16 protein-coding genes and 1 pseudogene are annotated in these 17,093 nt (G+C 72.0%); 10 read left to right on the top strand and 7 right to left on the bottom strand.

Going from position 1 to position 17,093, the window contains the following annotated elements; all coding sequences use genetic code 11:
• Positions 1–11 precede the first annotated feature (11 nt).
• Together ACR68M_RS17075 and ACR68M_RS17070 are read right to left on the bottom strand one after the other, a co-directional pair.
• On the bottom strand, positions 12–1,259 hold the full coding sequence (locus ACR68M_RS17075; RefSeq protein ID WP_441251370.1) for an NAD(P)/FAD-dependent oxidoreductase: 1,248 nt from the start codon (positions 1,257–1,259) through the stop codon (positions 12–14).
• Complete coding sequence (locus tag ACR68M_RS17070) at positions 1,256–3,346, bottom strand: molybdopterin oxidoreductase family protein (RefSeq protein WP_441251369.1); 2,091 nt, start codon at positions 3,344–3,346, stop codon at positions 1,256–1,258. The genes ACR68M_RS17075 and ACR68M_RS17070 overlap by 4 nt, the downstream gene beginning before the upstream one ends.
• A 189-nt stretch (positions 3,347–3,535) precedes the next feature.
• Here ACR68M_RS17070 and ACR68M_RS17065 point away from each other — a divergent pair, with 189 nt between their 5' ends.
• The 4 genes from ACR68M_RS17065 to ACR68M_RS17050 are packed head-to-tail and all read left to right on the top strand — an operon-like array spanning position 3,536 to position 6,825.
• Positions 3,536–4,660, top strand: coding sequence for a uroporphyrinogen-III synthase (locus ACR68M_RS17065; protein WP_441251368.1), 1,125 nt, complete (start codon positions 3,536–3,538; stop codon positions 4,658–4,660).
• Positions 4,657–5,457 (top strand): sirohydrochlorin chelatase, encoded by an 801-nt coding sequence (locus tag ACR68M_RS17060; protein ID WP_441251367.1) that lies wholly within the window; start codon positions 4,657–4,659, stop codon positions 5,455–5,457. The genes ACR68M_RS17065 and ACR68M_RS17060 overlap by 4 nt, the downstream gene beginning before the upstream one ends.
• The gene (locus ACR68M_RS17055; RefSeq protein ID WP_441251366.1) at positions 5,399–6,379 is read left to right on the top strand and encodes a sigma-70 family RNA polymerase sigma factor; all 981 of its coding nucleotides are present in this window, start codon (positions 5,399–5,401) and stop codon (positions 6,377–6,379) included. The genes ACR68M_RS17060 and ACR68M_RS17055 overlap by 59 nt, the downstream gene beginning before the upstream one ends.
• Positions 6,380–6,420: 41 nt before the next feature.
• On the top strand, positions 6,421–6,825 hold the full coding sequence (locus ACR68M_RS17050; RefSeq protein ID WP_441251365.1) for a hypothetical protein: 405 nt from the start codon (positions 6,421–6,423) through the stop codon (positions 6,823–6,825).
• A gap of 14 nt (positions 6,826–6,839) precedes the next feature.
• Here the strand turns inward: ACR68M_RS17050 and ACR68M_RS17045 are convergent, their stop codons facing one another.
• Genes ACR68M_RS17045 through ACR68M_RS17025 form a run of 5 tightly spaced genes read right to left on the bottom strand, consistent with a single transcriptional unit; the run spans position 6,840 to position 11,343 of the window.
• Entirely contained in the window at positions 6,840–8,012 is a 1,173-nt protein-coding gene (locus ACR68M_RS17045) for an aminotransferase class I/II-fold pyridoxal phosphate-dependent enzyme (RefSeq protein ID WP_441251364.1), read from the bottom strand.
• Positions 7,999–8,739: an alanine--tRNA ligase-related protein gene (locus ACR68M_RS17040; protein ID WP_441251363.1), complete on the bottom strand. Its 741-nt coding sequence runs from the start codon at positions 8,737–8,739 to the stop codon at positions 7,999–8,001. The genes ACR68M_RS17045 and ACR68M_RS17040 overlap by 14 nt, the downstream gene beginning before the upstream one ends.
• Positions 8,736–9,695 (bottom strand): pyridoxal-phosphate dependent enzyme, encoded by a 960-nt coding sequence (locus ACR68M_RS17035; protein ID WP_441251362.1) that lies wholly within the window; start codon positions 9,693–9,695, stop codon positions 8,736–8,738. The genes ACR68M_RS17040 and ACR68M_RS17035 overlap by 4 nt, the downstream gene beginning before the upstream one ends.
• Positions 9,692–10,672: a DMT family transporter gene (locus ACR68M_RS17030; protein WP_441251361.1), complete on the bottom strand. Its 981-nt coding sequence runs from the start codon at positions 10,670–10,672 to the stop codon at positions 9,692–9,694. Before ACR68M_RS17030 ends, ACR68M_RS17035 begins: the two co-directional genes overlap by 4 nt.
• Positions 10,669–11,343 carry a GHMP family kinase ATP-binding protein gene (locus ACR68M_RS17025; RefSeq protein ID WP_441251360.1) on the bottom strand — a complete coding sequence of 225 codons (675 nt, stop codon included), beginning with the start codon at positions 11,341–11,343 and terminating at the stop codon, positions 10,669–10,671. The genes ACR68M_RS17030 and ACR68M_RS17025 overlap by 4 nt, the downstream gene beginning before the upstream one ends.
• Positions 11,344–11,806: 463 nt before the next feature.
• Here ACR68M_RS17025 and ACR68M_RS17020 point away from each other — a divergent pair.
• The 6 genes and pseudogenes from ACR68M_RS17020 to ACR68M_RS16995 form a co-directional block, all read left to right on the top strand.
• Positions 11,807–12,703, top strand: a pseudogene (locus tag ACR68M_RS17020) (LysR family transcriptional regulator); the annotation flags it as partial.
• Between the two features lie 174 nt (positions 12,704–12,877).
• The gene (locus ACR68M_RS17015) at positions 12,878–14,134 is read left to right on the top strand and encodes a sensor histidine kinase (protein ID WP_441251359.1); all 1,257 of its coding nucleotides are present in this window, start codon (positions 12,878–12,880) and stop codon (positions 14,132–14,134) included.
• A complete protein-coding gene (locus tag ACR68M_RS17010) occupies positions 14,131–14,532 on the top strand; it encodes a roadblock/LC7 domain-containing protein (RefSeq protein ID WP_441251358.1) in 402 nt (133 codons plus the stop codon). The genes ACR68M_RS17015 and ACR68M_RS17010 overlap by 4 nt, the downstream gene beginning before the upstream one ends.
• Positions 14,529–14,906, top strand: coding sequence for a DUF742 domain-containing protein (locus ACR68M_RS17005; protein ID WP_441251357.1), 378 nt, complete (start codon positions 14,529–14,531; stop codon positions 14,904–14,906). The genes ACR68M_RS17010 and ACR68M_RS17005 overlap by 4 nt, the downstream gene beginning before the upstream one ends.
• On the top strand, positions 14,881–15,492 hold the full coding sequence (locus ACR68M_RS17000; RefSeq protein ID WP_441251356.1) for a GTP-binding protein: 612 nt from the start codon (positions 14,881–14,883) through the stop codon (positions 15,490–15,492). Before ACR68M_RS17005 ends, ACR68M_RS17000 begins: the two co-directional genes overlap by 26 nt.
• A gap of 15 nt (positions 15,493–15,507) precedes the next feature.
• The gene (locus ACR68M_RS16995) at positions 15,508–16,851 is read left to right on the top strand and encodes a cytochrome P450 (protein ID WP_441251355.1); all 1,344 of its coding nucleotides are present in this window, start codon (positions 15,508–15,510) and stop codon (positions 16,849–16,851) included.
• Positions 16,852–17,093: the final 242 nt, after the last annotated feature.

The following is a 17,093-nucleotide window of genomic DNA, read 5'->3' as shown; positions in this document are numbered from 1 at the left end:
CTTCGGACTCCTCAGGGGGTGGCGGTGAGCAGGTGGAGGGGGTGGTCGAGGAGCGGGTCGTCCCGCTCGTAGGCGCCGGTCAGGGCGCCGACGGTGGCCAGGTCGCCGAGCAGGATGCCGCCGACCAGCCGGTCGCCGCGCAGGACGAGCTTCTTGTAGCTGCCCCGGGTGGCGTCGGTGAGGCGCAGCGCTTCGAGGCCGGGCTCGGCGGTCTCGTCGACCTCGCCGAAGGCCGCGTACTCCAGCCCGCCCGCGCTGAGCCGGGCCAGCGGGCGCGAGCCGGTGTAGCGGGCGTCCGGGTCGGTGCCGGAGAGCCGGGCGGCCAGCACGTCGGCCTGGTCCCAGGCGGGCGCCGACAGGCCGTGCACGGTGCCCCGGTGCTCGGCGCAGTCGCCGATCGCGTGGGTGTGCGGCGCGGACGCCGCCAGCCGGTCGTCGACCAGCACTCCCGTGCCGACGGCCAGCCCGGCCGCGTGCGCGAGCGCCGTACGCGGCCGCACGCCGCAGGCGAGCACGACCAGGTCGCAGCCGAGCACGTAGCCGTTGGCCAGCTCGACGCCCTCGACCCGGCCCGCGCCGGGCAGTGCTCGGGCGCGGTTGCCGAGGTAGACCTCGGCGCCCAGCCGGCGCAGCCCGTCGCGCAGTGCCGCCGCGGCCCCGGGGTCGAGCTGGCGCTCGATCAGGTGCGGCCCCTGGTGGACGATCTCGACCGCCACCCCGAGCGCGGCCAGCCCCCGGGCGACGCTGACGCCGAGCACCCCGCCGCCGACCACCACCGCGCGCCCGGCCTTGGCGGCGTCCTCGGCGAGCCGGGCGCAGTCGGCCAGGGTGCGCAGCGAGTGCACGCCGTCCCGGAGCCCGAGCCCGTCGGCCCGGCGCAGGCCGCGCACCGGCGGCAGTACGGGGTTGGCGCCGGTGGCGAGCACCAGCTCGTCCCAGCCCTCTTCGGTGCCGTCCGCGAGCCGCAGGCTGCGGGCGGCGAGGTCGAGCCCGACCACCTCGCAGCCCGTCCGGAGCTCCGCCGGGCCGGTCGGGAGCCCGATCGCCTCGGCGTCGTAGCGGCCGGTCAGGACGTCCGCGAGCAGCACCCGGTTGTAGGGCGCGCGGGCCTCCGCGCCGTACAGCGTCACGGTGCCGGTGCCGCCCAGGGCGTGGTACCGCTCGGCGAACCGCGCCCCGGCCATTCCGCCGCCGACGACGGCGATCCGCTCGCTGCGACGTGCGTTCACGAAGCCGCTGTTCAAGAAGCTGCTGTTCATGAGGCCACCTCCGCCGCGGCACGCTCCACGCGGACGGCGCAGAGCTTGAACTCGGGCATCTTGGACGTCGGGTCGAGGGCCGGGTTGGTCAGGGTGTTGGCGCGGCCGGGGCCGGGCCAGTGGAACGGCATGAAGACGGTGTCCTGCCTGATCGCCCCGGTGATCCGCGCGGGCGCCACCGCCCGGCCCCGGCGGCTGGTGACGGCGAGCAGCTCGCCCTCCACCACCCCGAGCCGGTCGGCCAGCCGGGGGTGCAGCTCGACGAACGGGCCGGGCGCGGCGGCGTTGAGCGCCGGCACCCGGCGGGTCTGGGCGCCGCTCTGGTACTGGGCCAGCACCCGCCCGGTCGTCAGGTAGAGCGGGTAGTCCCCCGCCGGCTCCTCCGCCGCCGGGCGGTGCGTGACGGCGGCGAACCGCGCCCGGCCGTCGGGGGTGGCGAAGCGGTCGAGGAACAGCCGTGGCGTGCCGGGGTGCCCGGCGTCGGGGCAGGGCCAGAAGACGCCGTCCTCCGCGCGGATGCGGCGGTAGTCGATGCCCGCGTAGTCGGCCTGGCCGCCCGCCGAGGCGCGCCGCAGCTCGTCGAAGACCAGCTCCGGGTCGTCGGGGAAGTCGCTCGCGGAGCCCAGCCGCCCGGCCAGCTCCCGGAGCACCCACAGGTCGGTGCGGACACCCTCCGGCGCGCTGAGCGCCCGCTCGCGCAGGATCACCCTGCCCTCCAGGTTGGTGGTCGTGCCGGTCTCCTCGGCCCACTGGGCGGTCGGCAGCACCACGTCCGCCAGCTGGGCGGTCTCGGACAGCACCAGGTCGCTGACCACCAACAGGTCCAGCGCGCGCAGCCGTTCGGTGACGTGCCCCGCGTGCGGCGCGGAGACGACCGGGTTCGAGCCCATCACCAGCAGTGCCCGTACGCCGCCGGGCTGCCCCAGCCCGTCCAGCAGCTCGTACGCCGAACGCCCGGAGCGCGGCAGGCTGTCGGGGTCGACGCCCCAGACCCCGGCGACGTGCTCGCGGGCCGCCGGGTCCTCGATCGAGCGGTAGCCGGGCAGTTGGTCGGCCTTCTGGCCGTGTTCGCGGCCGCCCTGGCCGTTGCCCTGGCCGGTCAGACAGCCGTAGCCGGAGTACCGGCGCCCGGCCTTGCCGGTGGCCAGGCACAGGTTGATCCAGGCGCCGACGGTGTCGGTGCCCTTGCTCTGCTGCTCGGGGCCGCGCGCGGTGAGCACCATGCCGGTCGCTGCCCGGCCGAACAGATGGGCCACCTCCAGCAGTTGGGAGACCGGGATGCCGGTCAGCCGCTCGACCCGCTCCGGCCAGTGCGCCATCGCGGCGGCCCTGGCCGGCTCGAAGCCGGAGGTCCTGGCGTCGATGAACTCCTGGTCCGTCAGACCGTCCGCGATCACCAGGTGCAGCAGCCCGAGCGCCAGCGCCAGATCACTGCCGGGCCGCAGCTGGAGGTGCAGATCGGCCTGCTCGGCGGTGGGGGTGCGACGCGGGTCGACCACGATCAACTTGCCGCCACGCTCTCGCAGTTCACGGAAGTAGCGCATTGCGGGCGGCATCGTCTCGGCCGGGTTGGCGCCGACCAGGATCAGGCAGTCGGTCTCGGGGATGTCGGCCAGCGGGAAGGGCAGCCCCCGGTCCAGGCCGAAGGCGATCCGGTGCGCGGCGGCGGCCGAGGACATACAGAACCGGCCGTTGTAGTCGATGCTGGCCGTCCCCAGCGCGACCCGGGCGAACTTGCCGAGCTGGTACGCCTTCTCGTTGGTGAGCCCGCCGCCGCCGAAGACCCCGACCGCGTCCGCACCGTGCGCCCGCCGGGTCGCGGAGAACCCCTGCGCGATCCGGTCCAGCGCCTCGCCCCACCCGGCCGCCCGCAGCGGGCCGCCGCGCCGGTCACGCAGCAGCGGCGCGGTCAGCCGGGCGCCCGGCGCGAGCACCGCCGCCGCCGAGCGGCCCTTGCCGCACAGCGCCCCGCGATTGACCGGGAAGTCGGCCCGCTCCAGCACCTCGACCTGCGCGCCGTCGGCGTGCAGGCGCATCCCGCACTGCAACGAGCAGTACGGGCAGTGGGTGTCGGTCGTGGTCGTCATGGGGACGACGATGACCGCCGGGCGTTTCGCCGCCGCGTCCCCCGTGTTGCACGGGCGGTACGCGTCCCTCACAGCCCTGGTGTGCCGAGGTGGGCGGGCCGACATCCGCGTAACACGAGGGGCCGTTTCGCTTACCTCCACGTGATCACCGGGCAACAGCGCCGAAACCCGGCGGCCGGATCCTGCGGTATGGCTACCAGCACCGGACACCACGGACCCCTGACCGGCTTCACGATCGGGGTGACCGCCGCGCGCCGCCGCGACGAGCTCGTCACCCTGCTCGGCCGACGCGGCGCCCGCGTCGTCGAGGCACCCGCGCTGCGCATCATGGCGCTGGAGGACGACATCGCGCTGCGCCGGGCGACGGAGGAGTGCCTCGCCGCTCCGCTGGACTACGTCGTCGCCACCACCGGCGTCGGCTGGCGCGGCTGGGTGAGCGCGGCGGACGGCTGGGGTCGGGGAGCGGCGCTGACCGAGGCCTGCCGGGGCGCGGTGGTGCTCACCCGTGGCCCCAAAGCGACCGGCGCGGTGCGGGCCAGCGGTCTGGACGAGACCTTCTCGCCCAGCTCCGAAGCCACCGACGAGCTGCTGACCTGGCTGCTGGCCCGCCCGCTCGCCGGCCGCCGCGTCGCGGTGCAGGAGCACGGCGTACGACTGGACGACTTCGCGGCGGCCCTGCGCGAGCGCGGCGCCGAGGTGATCTCCGTCCCGGTCTACCGCTGGGCCCCGCCGGAGGACCCGGCGCTGGTGCGACGGCTGGTGGAGCAGACGGTCCGCCGCGAGGTGCACGCACTGACCTTCACCAGCGCCCCGGCGATCACCGCCTTCCTGGAGACGGCCGCCGCCGACGAACTGCTCCCCGCGACCCTGGACGCGATGCGCGGCGACGTGCTGCCGGTCTGCGTCGGGCCGGTCTGCGCGAGACCCCTCACCGACCTGGGCATCCCGGTGGTCTGGCCGGACCGCGGCCGGCTTGGCGCGCTGGTCCGGACGCTGACCGACGTGCTGCCCGCCCGTTCCAGACAGGAACTGACCCTGGCCGGGCGCCCGCTGGTGCTCCAGGGCAACGCCCTGTTGGTGGACACCGAGAACTACTGGCTCTCCCCCAAGAGCGCGGCCCTGCTCCGGGCCCTGGCCGAACGCCCCGGCTGGGTGCTGAGCCGCGCCGAGCTGCTCCGCCGGGCCTGGGCCGACTCCGACGCCGACGAGCACGCGGTGGAGGCCGCGATCGGACGGCTGCGGGCCGCCCTGGGCCCGCACGGCAGCCTGATCCGCACCGTGCCCAAGCGCGGCTACCGCCTGGCGCTCGGATGACCCCCGCCACGGGAGCCCCCACCCTGCTGGCCGTCGCGCACGGCACCCGCGACCCCGACGGCGTCGCCACCACCGAGGCCCTGCTCGCCCGCGTCCGGGCGCTGCGCCCCGGCCTGCGGGTCGAGTGCTGCTACCTGGATCTCGTCCGGCCCGGCCTGCCCGAGGCGCTCGCCGCGCTGACCGGCGAGGCGGTGCTCGTCCCGCTGCTGCTGGGCACCGGCTACCACGTACGGGTCGACATCCCGGCCGCGCTGGCCGCCGCCCCCCACCTCCGGGCCCGCACCGCCCGCGCCCTCGGCCCCGACCCGCTGCTGGCCACCGCCCTGGAGGCCCGCCTGACGCAGACCGGCTGGCGCCGGGGCGACGGCCCGGTGGTGCTGGCCGCCGCCGGCTCGACGGACCCGTCGGCCAACGCCGACACCGCCGCCATGGCCCGGCTGCTGACCCGGCAGCTGGGCCCCTCCGCCCCCGTCGTCCCCTCGTACCTGTGCGCCGCCGGGCCGACCCCCGACCAGGCCGTCGAAGCCCTCCGGGCCTCCGGCCACCGCCGGGTCGCCGTCGCCGAGTACCTGCTGAGCCCCGGCCACTTCGCCCGCCGCGCGGCGCAGACCGCCGCCCACTGGTCCACCGCACCGCTCGGCACCCACGAGGCGCTCGCCCGCCTGGTCGTCCGCCGCTACGACGAGGCATCGCAGACGAGGCATCGAACTTCTCGGGCGGTCGGCGCATCGTTTAGGTATGACCCCGACAGCAATGGAACCCCGGACCCCGGACCCGCTCGCACCGCAGAACGGTGACACCGATCTGGTGCTCGCGGCCCGGCGGGGCGACACGGCGGCCCTCGGGCTGCTGCTGGAGAGCCACCGCGCCCGGCTGTACCGCCAGGCACTCGGCTACCTCGGTGACCCGCAGGACGCCGCCGACGCCGTCCAGGACACCTTCCTGACCGCCCTGCGCCACCTGTCCGACCTGCGTGACCCGGCGGCCTTCGGCGGCTGGCTGGCGCAGATCCAGCGCAACACCTGCCTGATGCGACGGCGCGCGGCCCGGGAGACCCCGGCCGAGGACGTCACCGCCCGGCTCGATCGGTCGCGGCCCACCTCCTCGGCCGAGGAGTGCGTGGAGCGCCTCGCCCTGAGCGACTGGCTCTGGCAGGCCCTCGGCGAGCTCCCCGAACCCCAGCGCGTCACGGTGATGCTGCGCCACTTCGGCCGCCAGCACTCCTACCAGGAGATCGCCGCCATCACCGGCGTCCCGCTCGGCACCGTACGCAGCAGGCTGCACCAGGCCCGCGCGGCCCTGGCGCAGCGGCTGCTGGACGAGGCGGCGCAGACCAGCAGCGCGGCCCGGGACGCGGCCGGCGAGTGGGGCCGGCTCTTCGACGGTGCGTTCGACGCGTTCAACCGGCGCCGCGACCCCGGGCCGCTCGCAGACGTCTTCGCTCCCGCCGTCACCGCCCGGCTGGGCGACGACGGGCCCGAGCTGCACGGCCGGGAGGAGGTCCGGTCGGTGCTCCTGGAGAGCGACCTGGCGGACGACGTCGGCTACCGGCTGACGGACGTGGTCGCCAGTGGCGGCCTCGCCGTGGTCGAGGCCCGGTTCGTCAATCCGCCGGGCGACCCCTTCCACTGCCCGCCAACCTTCACCCAAGTCCTCTACCACCACGGGTTCCAGGCCCACCGGATGGTCGCCTACTTCGCACCCCGGCCCACCACCTGACCCCCGCCCTCCCCCACCGTCCGAAGGGACGTGGCACCACCATGAACGAGACCACCGCCAACGAGCTGGCCGGGAAGTTCATCGCCTTCCTGGAGACCGGCACCGCCCCCGAGGGGCTCTTCCACCCGGACGTGTTCCTCGACTTCACCCCGCCGCAGTGGCGTCTGCAGGCCAGCGGCGCCGACAACGTCGTCCAGGCCCGCCTCAGCTCCCACCCGGCCGAGGGCTCGGTGCCGCGCTGGCGCTGCGACCCCACCCCCCGTGGCTTCGTCCTCGAGGTCGAGGAACGCTGGACCGACGCCGACGACGACTGGTACTGCCGCGAGCTGTTCCGCGCCGACACCACCGACGGCGCGATCAGCGACCTCTCGGTCTACTGCACCGGCGACTGGGACTCCGCCCTGCAGGAGCGCCACCAGCAGCAGGTCGCCCTGCTCCGCCCCTGACACCACGCCTTCGGTCAGAGAGCCGCCCGGATCCGGGCGAACGCCTCGCTCAGTACGGCCGGATGGCTTGCCGCGTTGATCCGGAAGCAGTGGGCGAGGCCCGGGTCACCGAAGCCCGCCCCCGGCAGTACGGACACCTGGCTCTCGGCCAGTGCCCGGCCGAAGCGGTCGGCGTCGTCCCCGTGCGGGAACTCGGCCCACACCAGGTACGTGGCGTCGGGGACGCCGACCTCGGCCGCCAGTGGCAGCCCCGCGAGCTCCGCGAGGACCTGCTGCACCCGGTCGGCGAGCGCGGCGCGCAGGGCCTCCAGCCAGTCCATGCCCTGCTCGTAGCAGGCGACGGTGGCGATCGCGCCGAGGCTTCCCGGCCGACCGAGCAGGCTCTGCGGCATCTCGGTGAGCGCCCGCGCCGAGCGGTCGGAGGCGTAGACCGTCGCACTCTTGAGGCCGGGGATGTTGAACGCCTTGGACGCGGAGGTGAACCCGTAGGCCCGCACCCGGTGGACGGCCGGGTCGGCGAACGCCGACACCAGCCGCCGGTTCAGGCCCAGCGGGATGTGCACCTCGTTCGCGAGCAGCAGCAGGTCGTGCTCCAGCACGAGGGCGATCGCCTGCGACTGCTCCTCGGCCGTCCAGGCCCGCCCCACCGGGTTGTGGGGCTGGCACAGGAACCACCCCCGGGCACCGGCCCTCGCCGCGTCGGCGAGGGCCGCCCAGTCGTGCCGGTACCCCTGCGCGTCGCGCAGCAGCGGGACGGGCAGCGGGACGAGCCCGGCCTCCCGGACCACGGTGAGCAGGTCACCGTAGACCGGGGTCTCGACGATCACCGGGCTGCCCGGCGGCAGGTCCAGCCGCAGCACGGTCCGCAGGCCGGTCAGCACGTCCGTGGTGCAGCGGGCGCCCGCGAGGCCGGCGTCGTGGTGCTCCGTCAGGTACTTCTCGCACGCCGCCTCCTGCGCCTCGCAGAGCCCGTACCCCGTCTCTCCCAGCCGGACGGCCTGGTCGAGGGTCTCGCGCAGGAAGTCGGGTGCGTACAGGTCCATCTCGGCGACGCCCAGACAGATCCTGTCCGGCGTCAGCTCCCCGGCCTGCCACTTGAAGGTGCGGCGGCGGCGCAGGAGGGCCAGGTCCTCGATGAAGACCGGCTCGTGCGGTGTGCGGGTGTTGCGGGTGTCAGATATTCGCATCGCGGTCGAGTTCGATGTAGAGGCGGGTGCCGTTCCTGCCCTTGGTGCGGCGGCGGACCGCGACCGAACCCTCGATCTCCTTCGGGTGGTTGACGTGGGTGCCGCCGCAGGGGATCTCGATGTCGCCGGCCCGCCAGATGAAGACGTCGTGCGTCCCGGGGAGGGCGGTGACGGTCGCCTCGGGGGAGGAGCCGAGCAGTTCGACGACGCGCGCCTGGATGACGGCCACCGCCTCGGTGGGGATCGAGCAGCCGAAGTCGAAGCGGGCCGAGCTGTCGCTGATGTGGCAGCCGCGGGTCGAGCGGGTCTCCCCGTGCGCCTCCAGGTACTCGCCGGTGGCGTGGAAGAGGAAGTGCGCCAGAGTGTGCATCTGCATGTTGCGGAAGCGGCGGCTCCAGTCGATCTCCATCGTGACCTGCTCGCCCACGGTGAGCGTGCAGGGCTCGGCGAACTCGTGGCAGAAGACCGACTCGACGGTGGCAACGTCGCCGTTCGGCAGCTGGAAGGGCCGCCCACCGGCCTTCTGCACGTCGACCACCAGCGCGCCGTTGATCGTCCCCTGGTCGGCCACCTGTCCGCCGGATTCGGCGTAGAAGATCGACCGGTCGAAGACGGCGTGCTGGCCGTCGACCGAGAGGACGGTCGCGGTCGCCGACGTCCCGTAGGGGTCGTCGTGGTACAGCTGTTCGGTGGGCGGGCAGGAACTCCACAAAGCGGCGTGCATCATTGCCTCTCTTCCCAGTTCAAGAGCGTGGTTCCGTACAGTTCCCCGCGGTCGGCGAAGAAGGTGAGGATCTCCCCCTCGGCCTCCGGCCCCAGATCGGCGGCCAGTTGACGGGCACCGACGTAACATACGCCGGACGAGCCGCCGACGCTGATGCCGTTGGCGGCCAAGTCCCTGACGCCACCGCAGGCCTGGGCGTCCGAGACGGTGTAGACGCCCGCCACCCGGGACCTTGCGGCGTCGATGACGGCCGGTATCCGGTTCTGGTTGCCCGTACCGCGCAGCACGCTCGCCCCGGGCTCGCCGCCGAAGGTGATCGACCCCAGCCGGTCCGCGACGTACGAGGGGATGCCCTTGGCGCTCAACATGGCCGACAGCGCCGAGAAGTGACCGCCGCTGCCCACGCAGAAGATGCCGGCGGCGATCCGGGAGAAGTCCAGCGTCTGGGTCAGGTGCGGCACCACCCAGCGGGTGTACACCTCGGGGTTGAGCGGGCTGTCGTTCTGGTTGGTCCAGTAGAAGTCGGGGTGCTCGCTGCGGAGTTGCTGCAGGAGGTCGTCGCGGGCCTGCTGGAAGCCGAGGACGGGGTGCGGGGTGTCGACGAGGTGCAGGGTGGCCCCGGCCAGCTCGGTCTTGCGGCGGGTCACGTCCGGTATCCCGTGGTCGGACACCAGGTGGACGGGGTGGCCCATCAGCCGCCCGGCGAAGGCCAGGCCCAGGCCGAGGGAGCCCGAGGTGGACTCGATCACCGGCTGCCCCTCGGCGAGCAGCCCCTGCTCGCGGGCCAGGAGGAGCAGGCCCAGGCCCAGGATGGACTTGAAGCTGGTCTCGGTGGCGGGGCTGCCGTGGATGGCCCGACATCGCAGACCACCGCCCGCAAGAGGACCGCAGTCGATTGACGTGATGCGGCTGAACCGCTCGATGACCTCGTACGGGTCCGGAAGCTCGGGGTTGGTCATTTCCGTCCTTCCAAAAGGTTCTTGGCCCAGAAGATGGAGACGAGGAGGATGCCGATCCCTGCCAGCTGCACCGGGCTCAGGTGCTGACCGAACAGCACGAACCCGTAGCCGGCGGCGGCGATCGGCTGCAACAGGACGAAGATCGCGGCGAGTTGCAGCGGCAGGAACTTGACCGCGTGTGCCATGAGGGTCTGGCCGAGCACCTGCGAGGTGACCGCGAGGGCGATCAGCAGCAGCCAGCCCCGGGCGGTGTGCGGCCAGATCTTCTCTCCCAGCACGGCTGCCACCGCGAGGCAGGCGACGCCGCAGACCACGCTCAGGCTCGCCATGATGCGGGTCGCCTCGTAGCGCTCGCGCAGCCCCTTGGCCACCACCAGGAAGAGGGCGTAGAAGACCGCGGTGGCCAGCGCGAGCAGATCGCCGCGCAGGTGCGTCGGGTCGAGGCCGGTGCCGAGGATGACGAGGACGTAGAGCCCGCCGAGCGCCAGCACCGCGGGCAGGACGAGCTTCCACGGCACCCGGTCGCCGAAGAGGAAGAAGCACAGCGGCGCGATGATGAACGGAACCAGGTTGGCGAGCAGGTTGGACTCGGCCAGCGAGGTGTAGAGGAACGAGATGTTCCACAGACAGAGGTCCGCCGCGAGGAACAAACCGCCCAGTGCGATGAGCAGTTGGTCCCGCAGCGTGATGCGCGTCGCCTTCCGTTCCGCCGGCGTGCTCGCACCCCCGGTGGAGCGCCGCGTCATCGCGACGGAGAGGCCGAGCAGCATGGGCGCGGCGAACAGCGAGCGGTAGGCCCCGGACGCCACCGGGCCGACCTCGCTGATCCTGACGAAGACCCCGCCGAGGGCCAGGCAGCACACCGCCCCCAGCACCATGAGCTGATAGCGGCCGCGCCCCTTGAAGAGGGACGGCCTACCGGGATGCGGTGAGGTGGTCGGTGACGTGGTCGCACCGCTCATGGTGGTTCCGCTCATGGCCGCTTCGCTTCCTTCAGTGTGAAAGTGCCGCCGGTGTAGCCGTATGCGTCCAGGGCACTGCGGCACTCCCGCACCCGGCTGTCGTGCTCGGGTTCGTACCGGGAGAAGATGAGGCCGGCCAGCGTGCCGCTGTGCGCGACGCAGATCCCCAGGGCCCCGAGGTCCTTCCCCACCGCCTGGAGGTCCTCCAGGGACTTCTTGGGCAGCCGGTCGTTGTGCAACTCGGCGCTGTGGGTGGCGATCCGCGCGGCGGCCACGCCGTCGTCCGCGCGCAGTGCCGCGTCGAGCTCCTGGAAGAGCTGCTCGTAGACGCGCGCCTTGCCCCGGTCCTCGGGGCATTCCCGGTGGAAGTCCTCGGTGTTGACCCAACCGCCTTCGTCCACACCGACGATGGTCCACCGCAGGTCGGTCTCGTACTTGGCGAGGAGGGTCTGGGAGCGCTGTGCGCACGCCGCGACGCCGGGGTGCAGCAGGTAGTCGCCGTACTCGAGGCTGCGGGCCACGGAGAGCGCCAGCGCGTGGGCCACGGCTTCGGGGGTGCTGGGATACGCCTCGGATATGCAGAGGAGAGCGGCCGCCAGGATGTCGGCGGTCGAGCTCGCGTGCCCCTTGGCGATCGGAATGTTCGACTCGATCTCGACGGCAGTACCGTGCGTGGGCAGCTGCAAGGAGGAACTGAGCAGCTCGTAGGCCTGCCGGGCCTTGACGCGGTCAGCTGGGCCGACGGTTAACGGAGCCGTCGGGGGAATTCCGTCGCGTAACAGCCGGGCCCGGCAGCTGAGCTCTTCGACCGGTGCCGTAAAGAGAAAATGTTCGAATCCACTCGACCCGAGGGTGTAACCCTGAAGTATTTCCCCGAAGACGCCGTGGACCGTGCGAGCGATCTGGGCAGACATGAGGAAGTTGTACCTCACAAATAATCATGTCGACAACTCCAAGAGATCCTTTGAGGTCACATAAAAGCACTCTTGGCGAGCGGCAATTGTCCACCTTGGACGCATATTTATGCTCCGTAATCGTACGGTTTGGCCATTTTTGCCCACCCGTCCAAGGGCTGGACGCCCGCGGGCGACGGGTCATCGATCGCCACAAGTGGTTGTCGACGGACCCTCAACTCCGTACGTTGGGGGCATGATTCAAGCTCGCCATCTCCGCGTGCTGCGCGCGGTCGACCAAGCCGGCTCCATCACCGGGGCGGCCCGCACACTGGGCTGTACGCAACCTGCCGTCAGCCAGCAGATAAAGGCACTCGAAGGTGCCGTCCGGACTCCTCTCCTCGTCCGGACGGGACGCGGAGTACGGCTCACGGAGGCCGGGGAAATCCTGGCCAGATATGCGGCGGACATCCTCTCGAGACTCGCGGCCGCGGAGGAGGAGGTGGCGAGTATCGTAGGGGCCCGCTCCGCGCGCGTCCGGCTTTCCTCATTTCTCAGCGGAGCATCGGAAATCCTGCCGCCGGCGCTCTCCGCATTGCGCGACAAATGGCCCGGCATCGAGGTGTCGTTCACCGACACCGCACCGCCCCGCTCGGTGGAGATGCTGCGGAACGGCGAATGCGAGATCGCGCTGGCCTTCCACTACCCCGACAGCGACGGCAGCGGGACCGTCCCCGAGTGGGAGGGCCTGGTCGTCCACCACCTCATGACCGACCGCCTGCTGCTCCTGGCGCCGCCCGGACACCGCCACACCGACACAGAGCACATCAGCCTCGCCGAGCTCGCCGACGAGACCTGGGTCGCGGGCTGCACGAGTTGCCGCCACCACCTGGTGGAACTCTGCGAGGCCGAGGGCTTCTCCCCCCGGATAGACCTCGCCACGGACGACCACCTGGCGGTCGTCGCCCTGGTCGCAGCCGGGCTCGGCATGGCGATCCTCCCGGAACTGGCCCTGAACACCTGGGCCGAGAGCGTCCAGGTCCTGCACCTCGAACCCCCGGCCCACCGCGAGATCGTGGCGCTGACCCTCCCGGAGACCGAGTTCGCCCCGGCCGTGCGGGCCATGATCGAGGAGTTGCGGGCCGCCGCACAGTCCTTCAGGAGGCAACTTCGGTCGCCAGCCGCTCAGGAGACGGACCCTCACATCTGGACGGCCCGTAAATGACATGTTCAGCCGATGATACGATCAGCGCGCTTGCGGAGCGGCGGGTTCACCCTGCACTGGCGGGGATTCACAGTCGGCCGTCAGTCGCCTGAAGAGAGTCTTATGACGAAATACACAGCGAACCCAGTGCTTTGGGCTCTTGTCCTCGTCCTTGTCGCCGCGGTGGCCCTCGTGGTCCGCCAGCGCAGAGCGGCCCTGACGATGCGCCAGGAGATCGACGGACTCAAGGAGCACTACTCCGGTCTGGAGAACTCCTACGCACAGTCCGTCGAGGCGGCCCAGGAGCTGGCCGACGAAGCGACGAAGACCGTGCTGAAGTCCGCGATGCGGACGCTGCAGGGCCTTGCCGCCGAGCAGCAGCTGATCGTCTCCCGGTTGCAGAACAAGTACGGCGAGTCGGTCATCCTCCAGGACCTGCTGGAAGTCGACCACACCAACTCCCAGTTCGGCCGACGCGCGCAGTCCATCGCCGTGCTCTGCGGCGGCTGGCTGGGCCGGCACCGCGACCCCGCCTCGCTGTACGACGTGGTCCGCAGCGCCCAGGGCCGCATCCGGCAGTTCCGGCGGGTGGAGATCCTCTCCCAGGTGGACTTCGGCGTCTCCAGCAGGGCGGTCGAACCGGTCGCGCTGGCCCTCGCCGAGGTGCTCGACAACGCGACCAGCTACTCCAGCCCGGACACCGTCGTCGAGATCAACATCCGGACGGTGCCCAAGGGAGTCGTCATCGTCGTGGACGACGCGGGCGTCGGCATGAACGACGAGGAGCGCGCCCGCGCCGAGAAGCTGCTGACCAGCGAGCGGGTCTCGGGCGTCGCAGGTCTCGGCAACCCGCCGCAGTTCGGTCTGGCGGTGATCGGCGTCCTCTGCGAGCGCTTCGGCTTCGAGGTGTCAGTGGGCTCCTCCTCCCCCTACGGCGGGGTGCGCGCGGTGGTCCTGCTACCGCACGAGCTGCTCACCGGCATGCCGGAGAGGAAGGCTCCCAGCTCCGCCATGTCCACCGCCCCGGCAGCGACCCAGGCCTGGCCCGAGCCCGGCTGGGCCGCACCCGTGGCCGCCCCGGCGGCCCCCGCCGAGGCCCTGCCCGTACGGAGCGCCGCCCTGACCCCCGACGGCCTGCCGATGCGCAACGCGGCCTCGACCGCCGACGGCCTGCCGGTACGGCGGCGCAAGCGACCGATGACGGTCGCGCCGCCCACCGAGCCCGTGCCGGTCGGCTCGTCCCGCTCCGGCACGGAGACCGCAGCGATCATGGGCGCCTTCCAGCGGGGCACCCGGTCGGGCAGGGCCACCCAGCCGGACGACACGGACCAGGCGACCAGCACACGCGGTGCGAGCAGTGAAGGGCTTGAGTTCTCGTGAACGACGATCTGGCATGGATGCTCGACAGCGCTCTGGAGATTCCCGGAGCCCTGCACGCGGTCCTGATCTCCGCCGACGGTCTGCTGATGGCCCGGACGAAGGACATCGGCAAGGACAACGCTGACCGGGTCGCCGCCGCGATGAGCGGCGTGCAGTCGCTCAGCCGCTCGCTCGGCTTCTTCTGCGACAGCCCCGGCCAGCGCTGGCAGCAGACCCTGGTCGAGTTCGACGGCGGCTGGGTGTTCCTGATCTCCGCCGGTGAGGGCGCCTACCTCGGCGTCTCGGCCTCCCCGGACGTCGACATGCAGGACATCACCTTCCGGATGCAGCAACTCGTCGGCCAGCTCGGCAAGGTGCTGGCGGCGCCACCGCGCGAGGTATTCGGCGGCCGCAGGTGAGCACCCCCGAGGAGTTCGAGCTCGAAGCCGCCGGCTTAGTACGGGCCTACGTCATCACCAAAGGGCGCGGGCTGCCCGACGAGCAGCAGCTCTCGCTGATCACGCTGATCACGGCGGCGCCCGAGCAGGGGCAGCGGCCGCCGCGCCTGACGCCCGAGGAACAGCAGCTGCTGGACATCTGCTCCGCCGGCTACCTCTCGGTCGCCGAGCTCGCCGGCCACACCCGGCTGCCGCTCGGCGTGGTGCGCATCGTCCTGGCCGGGCTCACCGAAGGCGGGCACCTCATCGCCCGCCCGCCGGTGCCCCGGGCCCGCCAGGCCGACAAGGAGATCCTTCAGGAGGTGCTCAATGGTCTCCAGACCAAGTTCGGCTGACGTACGCGGCCTCGACGAGCAGGACTACGTGCACGCCGGGGCGACCCAGACGGCCGTGAAGATCCTCGTCGTCGGCCACTTCGCGGTGGGCAAGACCACGTTCATCGGCTCGATCTCCGAGATCGAACCGCTGTCCACCGAGGAGACGATGACCCGGGCCGCGGAGGCGGTGGACGACCTCAAGGGAGTCCGGGGCAAGACCACCACCACGGTCGCCATGGACTTCGGCCGACTGACCGTCAGCGAGCGCGTTGTGCTGTACCTGTTCGGCACGCCCGGCCAGCTGCGGTTCGTGCAGATGTGGGAGGACATGGCCCGGGGCGCCCTCGGCGCGCTGATCCTCGTCGACCCCGAACGGCTCGCCGACTCCTTCCCCGTGATCGACCTCATCGAGCAGTACGGCCTCGACTACGCGATCGCGGTGAACCACTTCGACGGCAACCCGGCGCGCACCGAGGCGGCGCTGCGGGAGGCGCTCGATCTCCTCGACGACACCCCCGTCGTCACCTGCGACGCGCGCGACGAGAAGTCGTCGGCCGCCGCACTGACCACACTGGTCCGCTTTTTGCTGGACCGTGCCAGCTAGGAGCAAGAACCAGACATGAACGCTCGCCCCACCACCCCGGTGCCCCCGCCCGGGTGCCCGGCCCACGACAGCGGCGCCCGGGTGCCGCTGTACGGGCCGGAGTTCGCGGCAGATCCGCAGGCCTACTACTCCTACCTGCGCAGTTTCGGGCCGGCCGCACCAGTCGAGCTCGCACCCGGGGTGGAGGCGACGCTCGTCACCGACTACACGGCCGCGCTGCAACTGCTCCAGGACCCGGCCTCCTTCCGCAAGGACTCGCGTCGCTGGCGGGCCTTCAACGAGGGGCACGTCGCGCCCGACAGCCCGGTCGTTCCGCTCCTCGTGTACCGGCCCAACTGCATGTTCAGCGACGGCGCCGAGCACCTGAGGCTGCGCCAGGCCGTCACGGACAGCATGGCCCGGGTCGACTCGCGGCGGGTGACCCGGATCACCGAGCAGGTCTCCAACTACCTCATCTCCCAGTTCGGCTCCCGCGGTTCGGCCGACCTGCTGGGGAACTACGCCAGGCAGCTGCCGCTGTTCGTCTTCAACGAGCTCTTCGGCTGCCCGGCCGACATCGGCGACCGGGTGCTGTTCGGCATCTCCGGGATGTTCGACGGCGTCAACGCCGAGCAGGCGGCCGGGGTGCTGTTCGGCGCGGTGGCCGAGCTGGTGGCGCTCAAGCGGACCAGGCCCGGTGACGACGTCACCTCCTGGCTGATGCAGCATCACTCCAAGCTGACCGACGATGAGATGGTCCACCAGCTGGCCCTGCTGCTGGCGGCCGGCACCGAACCGCTGGGCAACCTCATCGGCAACACGCTGCACCGGCTGCTCACCCACGACGCGTACGCGCACACCGGCGGGCTGATCGACGAGGCCATCGACGCCACGCTGTGGGAGAACCCGCCCATGTCGAACCTCGCGCCGCACTACCCGGCGACCGACATGGAGTTCGCCGGGCAGCAGCTGCGGGCCGGCGACCTGGTCATGGTCAGCTTCGCCGCCGCCAACAGCAGCCCGAGCCTCGCGGCGGAGCGGCAGGCGAGCAGCCGGGCCCACCTGGCGTGGAGTGCGGGCTCGCACGCCTGCCCGTCCAAGGACCCGGCCCGGCAGATCTCGATGGCGGCCATCGAGAACCTGCTCAACGAGCTCCCGGACATCCAACTGGCCGTGCCGGAGGAGAGCCTGACGTGGCGTCCCGGCCCCTTCAACCGCGGCCTGGTCGTGCTGCCCAGCCGGTTCACCCCGATCGAGCCCGCCCGGGGTGCATCCCCGCAGCCCCAGCCGCCCGTGCGCGAGGAGCAGGCCCCGCAGGACGGCCGCGCGCCCGAGCGGGTAGGGCGTTGGAGCCAGTTCCTCAACTGGTTGACGAAGTGATGTACACAACAACGTAGGATTTCTGTCCGGTGCATGACGGTTCAACAACACGGGTAATCAGCAGCGCGATAGTCCCCCGTCGTTGATCCAGGACAGGAGGGTGTCGTGGAGAGTCATTCCGCCGATGCCGATTTCGCCCAGCCCCCCGCCGCGTCGCACCCTCCGATACCCGCCCATCCGGGCGGGTATCTCCTTTTCGCCCCCGCTCGCCGGCAGGCGGGCCGGTGATCGGCACCAGGCAC

Origin of the sequence: Kitasatospora sp. McL0602, assembly GCF_052076145.1 — a bacterium.
Lineage (GTDB): Bacteria > Actinomycetota > Actinomycetes > Streptomycetales > Streptomycetaceae > Kitasatospora.
This window is presented reverse-complemented; position numbering and strand designations above follow the sequence as displayed.

Coding starts and splice junctions, on each gene's coding strand:
- ACR68M_RS17075 (WP_441251370.1), bottom strand. CDS start 1,259: ATGAACAGCAGCTTCTTGAACAGCGGCTTCGTGAACGCACGTCGCAGC.
- ACR68M_RS17070 (WP_441251369.1), bottom strand. CDS start 3,346: ATGACGACCACGACCGACACCCACTGCCCGTACTGCTCGTTGCAGTGC.
- ACR68M_RS17065 (WP_441251368.1), top strand. CDS start 3,536: ATGGCTACCAGCACCGGACACCACGGACCCCTGACCGGCTTCACGATC.
- ACR68M_RS17060 (WP_441251367.1), top strand. CDS start 4,657: ATGACCCCCGCCACGGGAGCCCCCACCCTGCTGGCCGTCGCGCACGGC.
- ACR68M_RS17055 (WP_441251366.1), top strand. CDS start 5,399: ATGACCCCGACAGCAATGGAACCCCGGACCCCGGACCCGCTCGCACCG.
- ACR68M_RS17050 (WP_441251365.1), top strand. CDS start 6,421: ATGAACGAGACCACCGCCAACGAGCTGGCCGGGAAGTTCATCGCCTTC.
- ACR68M_RS17045 (WP_441251364.1), bottom strand. CDS start 8,012: ATGCGAATATCTGACACCCGCAACACCCGCACACCGCACGAGCCGGTC.
- ACR68M_RS17040 (WP_441251363.1), bottom strand. CDS start 8,739: ATGATGCACGCCGCTTTGTGGAGTTCCTGCCCGCCCACCGAACAGCTG.
- ACR68M_RS17035 (WP_441251362.1), bottom strand. CDS start 9,695: ATGACCAACCCCGAGCTTCCGGACCCGTACGAGGTCATCGAGCGGTTC.
- ACR68M_RS17030 (WP_441251361.1), bottom strand. CDS start 10,672: ATGAGCGGAACCACCATGAGCGGTGCGACCACGTCACCGACCACCTCA.
- ACR68M_RS17015 (WP_441251359.1), top strand. CDS start 12,878: ATGACGAAATACACAGCGAACCCAGTGCTTTGGGCTCTTGTCCTCGTC.
- ACR68M_RS17000 (WP_441251356.1), top strand. CDS start 14,881: ATGGTCTCCAGACCAAGTTCGGCTGACGTACGCGGCCTCGACGAGCAG.
- ACR68M_RS16995 (WP_441251355.1), top strand. CDS start 15,508: ATGAACGCTCGCCCCACCACCCCGGTGCCCCCGCCCGGGTGCCCGGCC.